General features: G+C 73.7%; 15 protein-coding genes. 4 read left to right on the forward strand and 11 right to left on the reverse strand.

What is annotated here, in order from left to right:
• Positions 1-3: 3 nt before the first annotated feature.
• The 4 genes from ACFY0I_RS05355 to ACFY0I_RS05370 form a co-directional block, all read right to left on the reverse strand.
• Entirely contained in the window at positions 4-915 is a 912-nt protein-coding gene (locus ACFY0I_RS05355; protein ID WP_388890432.1) for a helix-turn-helix domain-containing protein, read from the reverse strand.
• 125 nt (positions 916-1,040) lie between these two features.
• Entirely contained in the window at positions 1,041-1,274 is a 234-nt protein-coding gene (locus ACFY0I_RS05360) for a DUF397 domain-containing protein (RefSeq protein ID WP_388890434.1), read from the reverse strand.
• Between the two features lie 172 nt (positions 1,275-1,446).
• Positions 1,447-3,609 (reverse strand): bifunctional serine/threonine-protein kinase/ABC transporter substrate-binding protein, encoded by a 2,163-nt coding sequence (locus tag ACFY0I_RS05365; protein ID WP_388890437.1) that lies wholly within the window; start codon positions 3,607-3,609, stop codon positions 1,447-1,449.
• Positions 3,610-3,646: 37 nt separating this feature from the next.
• Positions 3,647-4,513 carry a hypothetical protein gene (locus ACFY0I_RS05370; protein WP_388890441.1) on the reverse strand — a complete coding sequence of 289 codons (867 nt, stop codon included), beginning with the start codon at positions 4,511-4,513 and terminating at the stop codon, positions 3,647-3,649.
• Between the two features lie 330 nt (positions 4,514-4,843).
• Here ACFY0I_RS05370 and ACFY0I_RS05375 point away from each other — a divergent pair, with 330 nt between their 5' ends.
• Positions 4,844-5,335 carry a hypothetical protein gene (locus ACFY0I_RS05375; protein ID WP_388890444.1) on the forward strand — a complete coding sequence of 164 codons (492 nt, stop codon included), beginning with the start codon at positions 4,844-4,846 and terminating at the stop codon, positions 5,333-5,335.
• Positions 5,336-5,344: 9 nt separating this feature from the next.
• On the opposite strand, the gene ACFY0I_RS05380 is transcribed toward ACFY0I_RS05375, so the two are convergent.
• The 6 genes from ACFY0I_RS05380 to ACFY0I_RS05405 form a co-directional block, all read right to left on the reverse strand.
• The gene (locus tag ACFY0I_RS05380) at positions 5,345-5,692 is read right to left on the reverse strand and encodes an NTP pyrophosphohydrolase (protein ID WP_388890447.1); all 348 of its coding nucleotides are present in this window, start codon (positions 5,690-5,692) and stop codon (positions 5,345-5,347) included.
• Between the two features lie 11 nt (positions 5,693-5,703).
• Positions 5,704-8,019, reverse strand: a complete 2,316-nt coding sequence (locus tag ACFY0I_RS05385) for an AAA family ATPase (RefSeq protein ID WP_388890449.1) — start codon at positions 8,017-8,019, stop codon at positions 5,704-5,706.
• Positions 8,020-8,076: 57 nt separating this feature from the next.
• The gene (locus tag ACFY0I_RS05390; RefSeq protein ID WP_388890452.1) at positions 8,077-8,778 is read right to left on the reverse strand and encodes an epimerase; all 702 of its coding nucleotides are present in this window, start codon (positions 8,776-8,778) and stop codon (positions 8,077-8,079) included.
• A 19-nt stretch (positions 8,779-8,797) separates the two neighbouring features.
• Entirely contained in the window at positions 8,798-9,232 is a 435-nt protein-coding gene (locus ACFY0I_RS05395) for a VOC family protein (RefSeq protein WP_388890455.1), read from the reverse strand.
• A gap of 90 nt (positions 9,233-9,322) precedes the next feature.
• Positions 9,323-10,306: a tellurite resistance/C4-dicarboxylate transporter family protein gene (locus tag ACFY0I_RS05400; RefSeq protein ID WP_388890456.1), complete on the reverse strand. Its 984-nt coding sequence runs from the start codon at positions 10,304-10,306 to the stop codon at positions 9,323-9,325.
• Between the two features lie 103 nt (positions 10,307-10,409).
• Positions 10,410-11,036 carry an alpha-ketoglutarate-dependent dioxygenase AlkB gene (locus ACFY0I_RS05405; RefSeq protein WP_388890459.1) on the reverse strand — a complete coding sequence of 209 codons (627 nt, stop codon included), beginning with the start codon at positions 11,034-11,036 and terminating at the stop codon, positions 10,410-10,412.
• A 180-nt stretch (positions 11,037-11,216) separates the two neighbouring features.
• Here ACFY0I_RS05405 and ACFY0I_RS05410 point away from each other — a divergent pair, with 180 nt between their 5' ends.
• Together ACFY0I_RS05410 and ACFY0I_RS05415 are read left to right on the forward strand one after the other, a co-directional pair.
• Positions 11,217-11,663: a hypothetical protein gene (locus ACFY0I_RS05410; RefSeq protein WP_388890461.1), complete on the forward strand. Its 447-nt coding sequence runs from the start codon at positions 11,217-11,219 to the stop codon at positions 11,661-11,663.
• 319 nt (positions 11,664-11,982) lie between these two features.
• Positions 11,983-13,149, forward strand: a complete 1,167-nt coding sequence (locus tag ACFY0I_RS05415; protein ID WP_388890463.1) for an alanine--tRNA ligase-related protein — start codon at positions 11,983-11,985, stop codon at positions 13,147-13,149.
• 34 nt (positions 13,150-13,183) lie between these two features.
• Here the strand turns inward: ACFY0I_RS05415 and ACFY0I_RS05420 are convergent, their stop codons facing one another.
• Complete coding sequence (locus ACFY0I_RS05420) at positions 13,184-13,834, reverse strand: TetR/AcrR family transcriptional regulator C-terminal domain-containing protein (RefSeq protein ID WP_388890465.1); 651 nt, start codon at positions 13,832-13,834, stop codon at positions 13,184-13,186.
• 69 nt (positions 13,835-13,903) lie between these two features.
• Here ACFY0I_RS05420 and ACFY0I_RS05425 point away from each other — a divergent pair, with 69 nt between their 5' ends.
• Positions 13,904-15,325, forward strand: coding sequence for an FAD-dependent oxidoreductase (locus ACFY0I_RS05425; RefSeq protein WP_388890467.1), 1,422 nt, complete (start codon positions 13,904-13,906; stop codon positions 15,323-15,325).
• The last annotated feature ends 99 nt before the right edge of the window (positions 15,326-15,424 follow it).

Consider the following 15,424-nt stretch of genomic DNA (forward strand, 5'->3'; position numbering starts at 1 on the left):
GGTTCAGCGGAAGGCGTCCAACGCCTCGACGATCAGTTCCCGGCTGCGGTCCCGGGAGGCCGCCGCGACCCGCAGGTTGCTCAGCGCGTTGCGGTGGTCGTCCAGGGCCCGCGGCCGGGTCACGTAGTTCGCGCCGTTGATGTGCTCGACGTAGGCCAGCTCGCCGGGCCCGCCGTCGCGGAACGTGAGGTGCGTGATCGGGTAGGGCGGTGCGGCGACGTATCCCGACGTCATGTCGAGGATGCGGATGTTGACCTTGGCGGTGTCGCCGGCGCTCAGTAGGTACGACAGCTGTTCGCGCATCACCTCGGCACTGCCGCAACGGCGCTTGAGGACGCCCTGGTCGAGCAACACCGTCAACCGCGGCACCTCGGCCTCCATGAGGCGCAGGCGGCGCTGGGTGCGCAGTTGTACGACCCGGACGATCTCCTCGTGCGGGGCGCTGGGCATGACGGCCCGGACCATGTGCGCGGCGTAGTCGGGCGTTTGGAGGATGCCGGGGACCACGAGGTTCTCGTAGAGACAGATCTCCTCGGCGTCGCCCTCCAGTTGGATGAGACGCCTGAGGTATCCGGGAGTCACGTCGCTGTACTGCTCGTACCACTCGCAGTCCTGGGCGAACTCCAGGAGCCGTTCGAGCGTCCGCGTTTCCTCGGCGTCCAGTCCGTAGTGCCGGGCCAGGTCCATGACGTCTTTGGGCTTGGGCGGGCTCTCGCCCCGCTCCAGGCGGCTGATCTTCGAGACGGATCCGCGGATGACGGGGGCCACGTCCCGCAGGGTGAGGCCGCGGTCCTCACGGAACCCGCGAAGCGCCTGCCCCAGGACGCGGCCGGCCGCCGCCCGGCCCGGCTCTCGCCCCAGCGGCAGTACCGGAGCGACCTGATGATCGGGCAGCGGCTCGGGGAGCGCGGGCATGTGAACTCCTATACGACTGAGGCGGGTCCCAGTCATCACCATGGAGTCTCTCCACCCGACCGTCCAAGCTTTGGCCTACGATTTAGCCCGGAATTCGGCCTGCCAAACGGACCGAGGTCCGGCCGTCATCCCGCCAGGTGATCGAATTCGGACCGCTTCGCGCCGTCGACGAACGCCTCGATCTCGGCCGCCGTGAAGACCAGCGCGGGTCCGTCGGGGAAGCGCGAGTTCCTCATCGCCACCCCGCCGCCGTCGAGTGCGGCGACCTCCACGCAGTTGCCGTTGCCCACGCTGGAACTGCTCTTCACCCACGTCACGTCGGGAATCTCGCTCGCCACGACCCCATTGCGTAACCGCATGTTCGGTCCCCTTCTCGTCGGACACTCATGATCACGCAATCCCATATGGGATTGCACGACAAGCACTTACGAGAATGCTAGCCACGCCGGCGCCGAACGGGAGTCCCCCGAAAGGGTGCTCGCGTATCGGCCAGTTCCGGCCGGTTCTGTCCGCCCCGCACGGACCGCGCCGTCACGCGGGCCAGACCGTCGGGCGGTCCCCGAGCAGCCGGAACCGGCCCGAGGAGACCGTGTAGAAGTACAGGCCGCCGTCGCCGGTGAAGGTACCGTTCGCCGCTTCGAAGGCGTACTTCTTGGACACCCCCTCGTACGTCGTCGCGCGCACCGTCGCGAGCAGGTCACCGCGTTCCACCCGGCTGCGGCCCAGGCCCTGCGCGCACCGGGCCAACAGGTGCACCGCGTCGTAGGCCTCGGCCGCGTGCAGCGGGGCCGGGCGGCCGTGCCGGGCCCGGTAGGCGGCGTCGAAGGCCCGGGCCGAGGGAGCGGCGGACGGATCCACGGCGGTGGAGACCACCAGCCAGCCCTCCGCGCTCCCGGCCGCCTCCGCGAGGAACAGCGGGTCGTGCACCGCCCGGGTGCCGATCACCCTGCCCCGGTAGCCCGTTCCGGCCAGGGCCCGGGCGAAGCGGGCCGCGCCGGCGGGACCGCCGCCGTAGAGCACCGCGCCCGCACCGGCGGCGTCCCGGGCGACCGCCGCGTGGTCGGCGTCCGCCGCCACCGTCGCCGGGGTGACGGGCCGTTTGCCCGCGCGCAGGGCCTCGCTGAGGGCACGGGTGGTCTGCCAGCCGTACGGGGTCCCGTCGTCCACGATCATCGTCGTGCCCCGGTCGCGTCCGGTCAGGTATTCCACGACGGGCCGCATCTGGTAGGCGTCGTTGGGCCGCAGGCAGGTGAAGACGCGGTTGATCCGCGTGGTGTCCCCGTCGGAGGCGCTGAGGAGGGGCAGGCCCGCCCGGTCGTAGTGGCCGAGCGCGGCGGCGACGGCCGGCCCTCCGGTGGCCGCGAGTACGGCCACCACCGAGGCGTCGGCGGCGAAGCCCTCGGCCGCCGCGGCAGCGGGACCGGCCGCGCCCCGGTCGTCGGTCTCGGACAGCCGGTAGGCGAAGGGCAGTTCGGTGCGGCCGGTGAGCTCCTCCACGGCCAGTCGGGCGCCGTCGCGCTGGGCCTCGCCGACGGCCCGGCCGGGGCCGGTCAGGTCGGCCTGGAGGCCGATGGCGAGGGTGGGTCGCTCGGGGCGCGCTTCGGGCTCCCGGGGCGGGTCGGGGCGCCGTGCGAACCAGGCGGCCGCGCCGCCACCGGCCGTCAGGGTCAGCGCGGCCGCGGCGAGGACGGTACGGCGGCGCGGTGCGGGACGCACCGGGACGGCCGCGGGCGGGGCCGGGTCGGCGGGCGGCGGTGCCTGGGTGCCCGGGGCGGCGTCGGGGCCGGGCACGGGAGCCGTCGGGCGGGTCGGTTCGATGTCGGGGAGTTGCAGCATCCGCGCCGAGCGTTCCGCGATCAGTTGGAGCAGCGGCGCGGGGAGCCAGGGGCCGGGCAGGTCCCCGGTCAGGGCCTGACGGAGCCCCTCGGCCGTCGGCCGGTCGGCGGGTGCCTTGGCGAGGCAGCCGGCGATGACGGGCAGCAGGTCGTGCGGGATCCCGACGGTGTCGGCGGTGTCGTGGACGGTGCGGAAGAGCATGGCTTCGACGGGTCCCGAACCGAAGGGTCGGCGTCCGGTGACCGCGTACGCCAGGACGCAGCCCAGCGCGAAGATGTCGCTCGGCGGCCCGATGCGGCCGCCCTGTGCCTGTTCCGGGGACAGGAAGCCCGGGGATCCGATGACGACGTCGGTGGCGGTCAGCACGGTGTCGTCCAGGGCCCGGGCGATCCCGAAGTCGATGAGTCGGGGTCCGTCGGTGGCGAGCAGGACGTTCGCGGGCTTGACGTCGCGGTGCACCAGGCCGGCGCCGTGGACGGCACCGAGGGCCTCCGCGAGCCGCGCCCCGAGGAAGCGCACGCTGTCGGGCGGTAGTCCACCGGTCCGGGCGACGGCGTCGCTCAGCGGCGGCCCGGGCACGAACTCCGTGGCCAGCCAGGGCGCGGCGGCCTCCGTGTCGGCGTCGACGACGGGCACGGCCCAGGGGCTGCGCACCCGGCGGGCGATGGCCACCTCGCGGCGGAAGCGCACCCGGAAGGCGGGGTCGTCGGCGTACTCGGCGCGGACGAGTTTGACGGCGGCGAGCGCGCCGCCGGCGGAGCGGCCGAGCAGGACGACGCCCATCCCGCCCGCGCCGAGGCGGCCGAGGATGCGGTAGCCGCCGACCCGGGCCGGGTCGACGGCGTGCAGGGGCCGCATCAGCGGGCGCTCCCGCCCCGTGCGGTGGCTCGGCGGCTCACTTCAGCTCCAGTTCGATGCGGTACAGGGCCTTGGCGGCGCCCTCGGCGGCCAGCAGGAGCAGGTCGCGGGTCTCGTACCCCTGCGCGCCCTTGACGGAGAGGGCCATCACGACGCTGCCGATCCGGGACTTGGTCCACACGTAGCCCTGCGGTGCGCCGGCGCCGCCCGATTCGGCCGAAACGAACTTTCCGGACTCGAACAGGGAGGCGTCGGCGTTCAGGACCGACTCCTTCGGCTGGTGCATGGACATCAGGCCGCGCAGGAACTGCCCGCCGCCCAGGTCCTGGTCGGGGCAGCGGAAGCTCTGCTGCACCGTGTCCTGCATGTCGCGGTCCGCGGAGGCCTGGTCGCGGTGCACGGTGAGCGTCACGGAGCCGAGGACGCGGCCCTTGCCGTCCTTGGCCGGCATGTCGATCCTGCGGGTGTGGCTGTCGAGCACGTCGGCGGGCAGCGGTCCGCGCGACCACGCGCAATCGGCCGACAGGACGGGCCGGTCGCCACCGCCCTCGTACGGGTCGTGCCGGACCAGGCCGGCCGACCAGGAGTCCGGGTCCAGCGCGGCGGCCCGGGTGAACCGGCGCGCGTCCTCGGCGGTGCGCGGGACGCGCGCCGGGTCGGCGGTGAAGGTGTACGCGGTCGGCAGGGTCCCGGGAGGCGTCGAGCCCGAGGGGAGCGGCACGGGCGTCCCGGCGGGCGGTGCGCCGGCGACCGTCCCGGAGGGCTTCGCCGTGGCGGCCGTCCCGGTGGGACCGGGCCCCGGCTCGGCCCCGCCTGCGTCCGTACCGCACCCGGCCAGGAGCAGGGACGCCACGAGCGCCCCGCCCAGTGCCCCTGCTCCCGCCAACGCCCTCGCACGACGCATGACCGCCCCCTGAACTGCCGTCGGTTCCCCCTGTTCCGCACACCGTAGCCGGCGCGGGGGGCCGGCCGCCTGAGTACGTGAACCCGATCACCTGAGTAGGAAGGGCAGTTGCCCCCTACCGGAACGGCTCGCCCGGAGACCGGACAGCCTGTGGGGCCGCCGGCGCGCCATCCCGACCCCGGTCGCGCATTGGGCATATCGGGCTAAAGGGCGGTGCGTCGGACGGCCCAGGCGGCGTCGCCTCGCCATAGTCGTCCCTGGCAGCCGCCTGGTTGCCGCCCCGGGCCGCGCGTCGCGGGCCGGGCGGAAGTCTTCGTAGAGGAGCGGCTCATGCTGAAGCCCACCAGGACCATCCTCGCTCTCGCCGCCGGAAGCCTGGTGCTCGGCCTGGTCGGTGCGGGCGTCTCCGTCGCGGACGAGGGTCCGTTCGGCGACCGGCCCGCGCAGGAAGACGTGTACGACGACGTCCAGACCGGCGGGCCGGTCATCTACCCCAAGCCGCGCCACGCCCTGGGCAAGGTCGTCTCCCGCGGGCCGCTCAAGGTCCGCAGCAAGCCGAGCACGCGCGGGTACGAGCTGGGCAAGGTGTACCCGAACCAGAAGCTGGCGATCGAGTGCAAGCAGCGCGGTGAGCGCGTCGACGGGAACGACCTCTGGTACCTCCTGGACCGCAAGGACCGCCAGGAGGACATGAACGGCGAGCCGGTCCGCGGCGACGAGTCGGACGGCCCCCGCGGCGACGAGCGCCGCATGGACCACCGGGAGGCCTGGGTCTCCGCCCGTTACGTCAACAACATCACGCCCGTGAAGTGGTGCCGCTGACCTTCCGGGTCATTGCGGCGGGCGTACGCTCCGGGGCCCCGCGCACTCGGCTCCGTACGCCCGCACCCGCTCGCGCAGTTCACGGTCCGCCGTGACCACGACGCAGCCGCGGCCCGCGTGGGCCGCGGCCAGCTCGACGATCCGGTCGTCACCGCTGCCGGGGGCCTCGTCCACCCGTACCCCGGGCACGGACGGGACGCCCCGGGCGGCGCCCTCGACCACGAGGATGATCTCCTCCCCCGCGTCCCGCAGCGCGAGCCGGTCGCGCAGCCGCTCGGCGGCGGCGCGCCGGTCCCGCCACCAGCCGTCGGGGACGGACCCCACCACGTTCGCGGCGTCCACGATGAGGACCGTCACGGCGTCACCCCTCAGAAGTCGCCGTAGTTGACCTGCCAGGTCGGCAGGCCCATCCGGCGCCAGATCGCCACGACGCGGTCCCGGTCGTCGAGCGAGACGCGGACCGCGTAGCGGTCGCGCACGTGCGCGTCGAAGAGCTCCGCCTTGACCACGTCGTCGCGGCGCACGTCCCCGGCGGCCCGCATCCACAGCTCGTCGTAGGGCACCCGGTGGCTCCGCAGCCAGGACTCCGTCTGCGGCCGGTGTTCCTCGCTGCGCCCCGACAGCAGCACGATCACGTCGCCGTCGGCCCGCCGGAAGGCGTCCAGGGCGCGGCTCACCGGCTCGTTGAGCAGGTCGAGTTCGCAGCGCGAGAAGTCGTACGGTCCCCGGTTGCCGATCAGCGCGAGGGTCCCGTCGATGTCGCACATGACCGCGGAGGGCAGCGCCGGGTCGGGGACGTAGGGCCGCACGGCGGGCAGGGCCGCCCCGCCGGAACCGCCGTTCATCCACTCCGCGGTGAGCCGCCAGCCGCCCTTGCGGGCCTTTTGGTGCTTGTCCGCCAGGATCCGGATGATCTCCTCGCCGACCTGGCGTTCCCGGGCGGCGTCCCGGCGCAGGCACTCCTCCAGGGGCACGTCGGTGAAGTCGTGCACGACGAAGGTGGCGAGGCCGCCGACCGCCGCCTTGAGTCGCTTCGGGATGTTCTTGGTCAGGTGGGTGTTGTCGACGACCACGTCGAACCCGCCGTCGACGGCGGCGCGGACGGCCGCGTCCTGGATCTCCAGGACGGTCTGCTCGTGGGCGAAGGACCGGCTCCGCTCGGGGTCCGGCAGGTCGAGCATGGCCCGCAGGTCATCGAGGTTGACGCGCCGCATCCGGCCGCCCGACCGCGCCTGCAGCGCGCGGGCGGCGGTCGTCTTGCCGGAGGCCGGCAGTCCCGTCATGAGGTGCACGACGGGCAGCACGGTCGCCCCGGCCCCGTCGCCGTCCGCGGCTTCCCGCGGAGCGGCCTCGCCCGCTGCGGAGTTCCGCACGACGGACTGCCGACCGGCGGGGGCCGTCGGTCGGGCCGCGGCCGGTACGACGGCGCGCGGCGAGTCCCCGGGCACGGGACGGGGAGTGCCGGCGGGCCCCTCCGCGCCCTCCTCGTCGGTGGTGTAGGCGTCGGCCACGTCGGGGCGTACGTGTCGCCAGCCGGCGAGTTCGGTCGGCCGGCCGTCGAGCCGCAGGAACATCGCCGGGCGGAGGTCCCGGTTCGGCAGTTCCTTCACGGCGCGGGCGAAGGCGCCCCGGTCGGCGGCCAGGTGTGCGAGGCCCGCGTAGGCCTCGTCGATGGCCCGTTCGTGCTCCGCCGCCTGCTGCTCCAGGCGCGCGATCACTTCGCGGACCCAGGCGTCGAACTCGTCGGGCACCTGCTCCAGCAGGGCGTCCAACGGCTTGCCGCCCGAGGCCTCGACCTCGGCGACGGTGCAGTTGAGGCCCTGCGCGAGCCGCTTGGCGGGCACGTCGGCGAACCGCTGGATGCCGTGGCCGCGCCAGATGTCGCGCTCGTTGACGCCGGTGAGGACGTGGTGGAGCCGGACGTACTCGGACAGCTTGGCCTTGGCGCGCACGCCGGAGGCGAAGCGCAGCACGAAGCCCTCGGCGTCGGTGCCGGTGGCGGGCGCGCCGCCGGGCATGGTGTTGGACTCCGTCAGCGCCATCAGCTCGCCCAGCGGCATGGCGGGCCACACCTTGACGACGGAGCCGACGCCGTCCCAGTGGGTGGCGGCCTCGGCGAGGGGGACCTCGGTTCCGTCCGGACCGAAGGCGGCGAGCAGGACGAGGTCGCGGCGCTCGCCGTAGTTCACGACGATGCGGTTCTGCGGGTACAGGATCTCCGCGAGGTAGGTGACGCCCGGGCGCAGCGCGCCGGTGTCCTTGCCGTCGAGGCGCCGCTGGGCCCAGGTGGCCTGGGTGCTGACGAAGGATCCCTTGGAGGCGACCCGCCAGCGGTCCGCGTAGTGGAAGACGACGGCGAGGCTGCCGTCGACCTTGTCGTACACCTCGAACGGCTCGTCCGGGAGGGCGGGCGCGTAGGGCATGCCGGCCTCGTGCTCGCCGACGTTGAAGAACTTCGGCAGCGGCAGGGCGACGACGGCGCCGGTGCTGTCGTCGGCGACGAGTCCGCGGCACCGTGTGGTGACCTGGTTCCAGACGCCTTCGTACTGGGCCGACCTGGTGTAGGTGTAGATCGACAGCGGCAGTTCGGGGTGCGGCTTGCGGGTGACGTACCCTGCGGCGATCGACTCGGCCAGTGCCTGGGCGGGCACCAGGTCATGCAGAGTCAGGTGGTCCTGGCTCATGGGTTCCTCCCGGTTTGAGATGGCTCATTCTCGCCTGTGGGAGGGGGTGTCCGGTAGTCAATTATGCCTGGTCGGAGCGGCGCCCAGGCGGTTGATGTCCCGGGGGCGCAGGATGCGGCCGGGGACCTCGCGCCCGGGGACCCCGTCACCTCGAGCGGCGACGGCGATCATGGCGCGGCCGAGGTCCTCGGTGGTGGTGACGAGGTTCGGATTGATCCGCCGGAGCACCGCGATCAGCGGCGCGGTGACGGTGTAGAGGGTGCGGTAGAGCCGGGTCTTCGAAGGCACCCCGCGGACGGGCTGGACGATCCCGGGGCGGAACATGTAGGCCCTGAAGGGGAGTTCCAGGAGGTCGTTCTCGGTTCGACCCTTGACCCGGGCCCACATGGAGCGCCCCCGGCCGGTGCTGTCGGTGCCTTCGCCGGAGACGTAGACGAAGGTGAGCCGGGGGTTGGCGGCGGCGAGCGGCCGGGCCACGGCGAGCGTCAGGTCGTGGGTGACGCGGCGGTATTCCTCCTCCTTCATGCCGACGGAGGAGACGCCGAGGCAGAAGAAGCAGGCGTCGTGGTCGGGCAGCTCGGCGGCGAGGGCCGACAGGTCGGACGGGTCCGGCTGTACGACTTCGCGCAGCTTGGGGTGGCTGACGCCGAGCGGGGTGCGCCCGATCGCCAGGACGCCGGTGACGGCGTCGTCGCGCAGGCATTCGCGCAGGACGCCCCGCCCGATCATGCCGGTTGCGCCGAGGAGGATGACGTTCACGCGGGCAGCCTACGTCCCGTCAGTACGTGATGCAGAGCTCGTTGCCCTCGGGATCGGCGAGGGTGGTCCAGCGGAAGGGGCCCTGGGCCGCTTCGTGCAGGTGGGTGGCGCCCATGGCGAGGAGTCGGTCGACGACGCCCTGCGGGTCGTCCTCGCCGATGCGGACGTCGAGGTGGACCCGGTTCTTCACGGTCTTGGGCTCCGGCACCAACTGGAACAGGACGCGCGGCGCCTGTTCGAGCCCCTCGGGGTGGCGGATGGCCGCGCCGAGCTTCCAGACCAGCACGCCGCGGTGGGTGGTGGTGTCCTCGTCGCTCGCGTGCCCCGCCGCGATCACGCCGCGGATGAACTGTTCGTCACTGGGCTCCACTTCCCAGCCGAGGGCCTCGGCCCACCAGTCGGCGAGCGGGTGCGGGTCCGTGGAGTCGATGGTCACCTGGAACGTGTACGCCATGCCGGGACCCTACTGAGTGCCCCCGCGTCCCGCCACCGGAAGGGCCGGCCCGCCTCCCGTGCGGTGCGCCCGCACGGGCCCGGTACGGCGTCAGGGCCCGGGTGCGCCGGAACCGGGGCCGGGGCGGGACCGGCCGCCCCGGCGGGACAGGCAGAAGGCCGCGCACGTGAGGACGCACGCTCCGACCGCGATCCAGAGCAGCACCTCGCCCAGCGGACGCAGCCACCCCGGACCGGTGGCGGCCGCGGCGGACAGGCAGGCCGTGGCGGTCATGCCGAGCGGGAAGACGGTCGACCAGCGGCGGATGTCGTAGTGCGGTCGGGGGCTGCGCACTTCGGCGGCGAGGAGGACGGCGTACCAGACGAGGGAAACGGCGAGGCAGGCCAGGGTGAGGGTGCGCAGCGCGGTGTGCGCGGCGCCGGTCCAGAGGGGGGAGGCGGTGAGTTTCGCGCCCGCCAGGGCCGTGATGGACAGGGCTCCGCCGGCCACCCAGTGGTCGCCCGCCCCGCCGGTGACCTCCCGGAAGTCGAAGCGGGGCAGGGCCAGCGCGTAGAGCAGCAGGCCGAGGCAGAAGCAGGCCAGGGCGGCGCGGGCGAGCCACTCGACGTGCCGGCTGTCGGCCAGGGTGGCGGCGAGTACGGCGAGGCCTTGGGTGGCGACGCAGGCCAGGAAGGCGGCGCCGGGCATCCGTCGGCGCCAGTGCCGGACGACGGCGCCGAGCAGCCCGGGCCACAGGACGGCGGCGAGTACCAGGAGCGCGGTGGCGACGCTCTGCGCGGCCGGCCGGTCGAGCTGCGCGACGCGGGTGCCGATCACGGTGGTGGCGGCGACCGCGGTGAGGGCGGAGGGGGTGTAGGCCTCGGCCCGGAACCGGCCGCGGTCGGCGACGAGCAGGCCCGCGAAGTCTGCGGCCAGTACCAGCCACAGCGCGCCGGCGGCGGCGAGCGCCACGAGGGAGATCCAGGTGCGGCCGACGAGGTCCAGGCCGACGGAGAGGATGCCGGCGGCCATGACGACGCCGCCGGCAGCGGGCGTGAGGCCGGCCCATCGGCCCCGGTCGGGTTCGACGCTCATGTTCACCGGCTTTCGATCCCATCCGGCTCGCGAGGGGTGCGGTTCGGGCGGGTCCCATGACACCTCAACGCGGCGGCGCCCGGGGCGGCGGCGCGCCGTGTCCTCACATGACGCCGCGGGTGCGGAACTGGACGCTGATCCGGGGGCCGACGGCGCGGAGCGTCTTGGGGACGGCGTGCTCCATGGTCCGCTGGCAGGAGCCGCCCATGACGACGAGGTCGCCGTGGCCCAGGGGCAGCCGGAGCAGGGTGGCGCCGCCGTCGCGCGGGCGCAGTACGAGGTCGCGGGGATCACCGACGGAGAGGATCGCGACCATGGTGTCCTGCGTCGCGGAGCGGCCGGTGCGGTCGCCGTGCCAGGCGACGCTGTCGCGGCCGTCGCGGTAGAGGCACAGACCGGCGGTGACGAAGGGTTCGTTCAGCTCGGCGGCGTAGTGCCGGCCGAGCGCCGTGCGGGCTTCGGTGAGGACGGGGTGGGGCAGTTCCGCGCCGTCCCCGTAGAACGCGAGCAGCCGGGGCACTTCGACCTCGCGTTCGTACATCTGCCGGCGTTCGGCGCGCCACGGGACCTCGCCGGCGAGGCTCTCGAAGAGGGCGTCGGCTCCGGTCAGCCAGCCGGGCAGCCGGTCCACCCAGGCCCCGGCGCCGAGGTGCGTGCGTCGCATCCCGGCGAGCGGGCCGAGTCGGATCTCGTCGGTCTGGTCGAAGAGGGAGCCCTGGAGCGCGTGCATGGTTCCACGATACCCCTGGATCCGAACATACGCTCGAATTCGTGCGTCGGCGTCGACACGCGCGGCCCCGCCACCGCCTCCTCCCGGCCGGAGTGCCGACGCCATGGCCCTGTGCCACGCTGAATCGGGGGATCACCCGTCCCGGCTGCTCGTCCGGCTCTGCCATCCGAGGAGACCCACATGGCCAGTGACGCCACCCGACCCCAACCAGGGCGCGCGCACCCGAGCCCCACGCACGCGCACACGTCCGGGACCACCGTCTTCGCCGCCGCACTGATGATCTTCGGCGGCATCATGGCGATCTTCGAGGGGATCGCGGCCATCTCGCGCGACGGCCTGTTCCTGATGACCCGCCACTACGTGTTCCGGCTCAGCCTGACGGGCTGGGGCTGGATCCACGTGATCCTCGGTGCCATCCTCGTCCTCGCCGGTTGCGCGGTGCTCAGCGGCGCCCTGTGGGCGCGCTACTTCGGCGTGGCCATCGCGGGCCTGGGCGCGATCGCCAACTTCCTCTGGCTGCCGTACTACCCCCTGTGGGCGCTGGTGCTGATCGCCATCAACGTCTTCATCATCTGGGCCCTGTGCACGGGCATGCACCGCGAGGCGGATACGGGCCCGGTGCGCTGATCCCGGTGCGCCGACCCCGGCGGGCGGCGGAGTGCGGAACGCACCCCGCCGCCCCCGTACGTGCGAGCCCCCCACGCCGAAATTCGGGTGCCGCGGCGCAGGGGGCCCGCTACCGTCGATCCCATGAACGTCACCGGCCGAACCACCACCGCGACCGCGCGAGCGACCAGCTCGCCGGCCGCCGCCTGACGTTCCCCCTCCCCCGGCGACCGGACAACGGTCCGCCGGTGGCTCCCGTGACGTTTCCTCGTCCGGATCCCCCGCCTTCGCGGTTCCCGTCGTCCGGTGCCTCCCCGCCCCACGCGAAGGAGCCACCCCAATGCAGACGGAACACGTGGTCCGCACGTTCGTCGAATACTTCCAGGAGCGCGGCCACCGCCTCATCGGCGGCTCGACGCTGCTGCCGCCGCCCGGCGATCCGGTCCTGTTCACCACCTCCGGCATGCACCCGCTCACCCCCCACCTGGAGGGGCGCCCCCACCCGCTGGGCAGCCGGCTGGTCAACACCCAGCGCTGCCTGCGCACCACGGACCTGGAGGAGGTCGGCGACGCCACCCACCTGACGGTCTTCGACATGCTCGGCACCTGGTCGCTGGGCGACTACGAGGGCCCGCAGAGCCTGGAGTGGGGGTACGGGCTGCTCACCGAAGGGCTGGGCGTCGATCCGGGACGGCTGCACGCCACGGTCTTCGGCGGCGACGACCGGATCGGCCCGGACACCGCCTCCCTGGAGCTGTGGCAGGGCCTCGGGGTTCCCGTGGAGCCCACCGTCGAGGACAACTGGTGGTCGAACGGGCCGACCGGCCCGTGCGGACCCGACTCGGAGATCTTCCTGTGGACCGGTGACACCCCACCGACGTCCACCCCCACCGGCGACGACCGCTGGGTGGAGGTGTGGAACCACGTGATGATGCGCCACCGCCGGCTCGACGACGGCTCGCTGGTCCCGTTGCCCCAGCGCAACGTCGACACCGGACTCGGTCTGGAACGCCTGGCCGCCCTGCTCCAGGGCCGCACCTCGGTGTTCGACTGCGACGTGTTCGACCCCTGGCGCCGCCTCGTACCGGCCTTGTGGGCCCTGGACGAGCCGTCCCTGCGCCTGGTCCAGGACCACCTGCGCTCCGCCGTCGTCGTGATCGGCGACGGGGTCCGCCCGGCCGGCACCGGCCGGGGCTACGTACTGCGCCGGCTCGTGCGGCGGGTCCTCACCGTGCTGTGGCGCGGCGAGCGCTCGCGTGGTCTCGGTGACCTGCCGGACGAGTTGCTGCGGCACACCCTGGACCACTTCCGGCAGGACGTGGACCCGGGCGAGGTGCGCCGGATCCTGCTGGAGGAGGAGCGGCGCTTCGGCCGGCTCCTCGAGCGCGGCCGGCGGGTACTGGCCCGGCCCCGGTTCCGGGGTCCGCTGGAGGAAGGCGACTTCCACTACCTGCACGACACCCACGGCCTGCCACGCGACCTGGTGATGAGCCTGCGCCCGGAGTGAGGGTCCGCCCCCGCGGGGCGGCGACCGGGCGGGGTCAGGCGATGCCGTACCGCGCCTCGATGCCCGCGATCAGCAGGCGCAGGCTCTCCTCGAAACCCGTTCCGTAGTCCTGGAAGAGCTCGGCGCCCGCAGCCGCGGCGAGGGGGAAGTCGGCCATCCGCGCCGCGCGTTCGTCGACGTCGTAGCCCTCGCGGCGCTCACCCGCGACGGGCTCGACGCCCTGCTCCTCGGTGACGAAGCCGAGGGTGAAGAAGTAGGCCGTGGACGTGGCCCGGACGGCCTGGGGGAGGGTGAATCCGGCATCGACGAACGCGCGGAGGTTCTCCTCCATCCGGACGGCGTGCTCGGTGCCGGTGAAGCGCGAGCCGCTGTAGACCTTGGCGCCGTCCCGGTAGCCGAGCAGCACGGCGCGCAGGCCCGCACTGGTCGCCGTGAGGCGCTGTTGCCATGTGGCGTCCGGCGCGGGCGGCTCCGCCGCGGCCATCCGGCGATACATCTCCGTGGCCATCTCGTCGAGCAGTTCCTGCTTGTTCTTGAAGTGCCAGTAGAGGGCGGGCGCCTGGACGTCCAACTCCTTGGCGATCGCGCGCAGGGTCAGGCCGTCGAGCCCGACCTCGTTCAGCAGCCGCAGCGCCGTGTCGACGGCCTGCCTCTTGTCCAGCCTGGGGGTTCTCCTCGTTGCCACGCTTGACAGCTTAACACCGTTAAGTGCACTCTCGGACGGTAGCCACTTAACAGCGTTAAGGAGATTCCCGTGCATCAGGACACCGATGTGCTCGTCGTCGGCGCCGGCCCGACCGGGCTCGCCCTCGCCGTCGACCTCGCCCGGCGCGGGGTGCGCGCCCTCGTCGTCGAACGGGCCGACCGCCTGTTCCCCGGCTCGCGCGGCAAAGGGCTCCAGCCCCGCACCCTGGAGGTGCTCGACGACCTGGGCCTGCACGACGCCGTCCGCGCGGCCGGAGCCCCGTACCCGGTCGGCATGGTCTGGCAGGACGGGGCCCGGCAGGGCGAGCACGCGATGTTCGACCCGGGCGAGCCGGACGAGGGCTCGCCGTACGCGACGCCCTGGATGGTGCCGCAGTGGCGGACGCAGGAGATCCTCCACGGCCGCCTGCGCGAGCTGGGCGCGGCGGTCGCGTTCGGCCGGGAGCTGGTCGGCCTGTCCCAGGACGCGGACGGGGTGACGGCCCGCTTCGCGTCCGGCGCGCCCGTCCGCGCGCGGTACGCCGTCGCCGCGGACGGCGGCCGGTCCGCGGTGCGGCGCACCCTGGGCATCGGCATGACCGGGGAGACCGTCGACCCCTCAGCCATGCTGGTGGCGGACGTCCGGATCACCGGCCTGGACCGCGACCACTGGCACCTCTTCCCGCCGGCGCCCGGTGGGGGCTACCTCTCCGTCTGCCCGCTGGCCGGTACGGACGACTTCCAGGTGATGGCGCAGTTCCCCGAGGGCGAGCCCGACCTCTCCCTCGACGGCATCCGCACGGCCGTCGCCGCCCGCTCGCACCTCGCGCCCACCGACGTGACCGAGGTCAGGTGGGCCTCCGACTTCAGGCCGCGGGCCGCGATGGCGGACCGGTTCCGGGCGGGCCGCGTCTTCCTCGCCGGCGACGCCGCGCACGTGCATTCGCCCGCGGGCGGCCAGGGCCTCAACACCAGCGTCCAGGACGCGTACAACCTCGGCTGGAAGCTGGGCGCGGTCCTGAGCGGCGGCGCCCCCGAGGCCCTGCTCGACACCTACGAGGAGGAACGCCTGCCCGTCGCCGCCGACATGCTCGGCCTGTCGACCCGGGTCCATCGCGGCGAGACCCGGCGCGGCGGGGCCACCAGCCAACTCGGCCTCGGCTACCGGGATTCGTCACTCGCGGTCGAGACGCGCGCGGGCCTGCCCGAGGAGGCCCTTCGGGCGGGCGACCGGGCGCCCGACGGACTGCGCGACGGCGTTCGCCTCTTCACGGAGTTCAGGGGCCCGCACTGGACCCTGCTGACCGTCGGCCCGGACACCACCACCCCCGGAACCGGGCTCCGGGACTCGCCCGCCGTCCGCGCCGTGCGGATCCCCTCGTACGGGGCCTACGGGGACGGGGTGTTCCTGATCCGCCCCGACGGCTACGTCGGCTGGGCGGGCGATACGGCCGCGGGTGCGACGACGTACGCGGCCCGGTTCGGCCTGTAGGTCTCAGGCGACGGCCCAGGGGGTTGGCCCGGGGCGCCCTGGAGAGGATCATGGGCGCGCCGGGCCCACCGGGGCCGCGCGCACGCCCGTCGTCAGCCC

Source organism: Streptomyces sp. NPDC001568 (assembly GCF_042893755.1).
Classification (GTDB): Bacteria; Actinomycetota; Actinomycetes; order Streptomycetales; family Streptomycetaceae; genus Streptomyces.

Bases quoted from the DNA above. Each gene is read 5' to 3' on its own strand.
- ACFY0I_RS05355 (WP_388890432.1), bottom strand. From the start codon at position 915: ATGCCCGCGCTCCCCGAGCCGCTGCCCGATCATCAGGTCGCTCCGGTA.
- ACFY0I_RS05360 (WP_388890434.1), bottom strand. From the start codon at position 1,274: ATGCGGTTACGCAATGGGGTCGTGGCGAGCGAGATTCCCGACGTGACG.
- ACFY0I_RS05365 (WP_388890437.1), bottom strand. From the start codon at position 3,609: ATGCGGCCCCTGCACGCCGTCGACCCGGCCCGGGTCGGCGGCTACCGC.
- ACFY0I_RS05370 (WP_388890441.1), bottom strand. From the start codon at position 4,513: ATGCGTCGTGCGAGGGCGTTGGCGGGAGCAGGGGCACTGGGCGGGGCG.
- ACFY0I_RS05375 (WP_388890444.1), top strand. From the start codon at position 4,844: ATGCTGAAGCCCACCAGGACCATCCTCGCTCTCGCCGCCGGAAGCCTG.
- ACFY0I_RS05385 (WP_388890449.1), bottom strand. From the start codon at position 8,019: ATGAGCCAGGACCACCTGACTCTGCATGACCTGGTGCCCGCCCAGGCA.
- ACFY0I_RS05395 (WP_388890455.1), bottom strand. From the start codon at position 9,232: ATGGCGTACACGTTCCAGGTGACCATCGACTCCACGGACCCGCACCCG.
- ACFY0I_RS05400 (WP_388890456.1), bottom strand. From the start codon at position 10,306: ATGAGCGTCGAACCCGACCGGGGCCGATGGGCCGGCCTCACGCCCGCT.
- ACFY0I_RS05405 (WP_388890459.1), bottom strand. From the start codon at position 11,036: ATGCACGCGCTCCAGGGCTCCCTCTTCGACCAGACCGACGAGATCCGA.
- ACFY0I_RS05410 (WP_388890461.1), top strand. From the start codon at position 11,217: ATGGCCAGTGACGCCACCCGACCCCAACCAGGGCGCGCGCACCCGAGC.
- ACFY0I_RS05415 (WP_388890463.1), top strand. From the start codon at position 11,983: ATGCAGACGGAACACGTGGTCCGCACGTTCGTCGAATACTTCCAGGAG.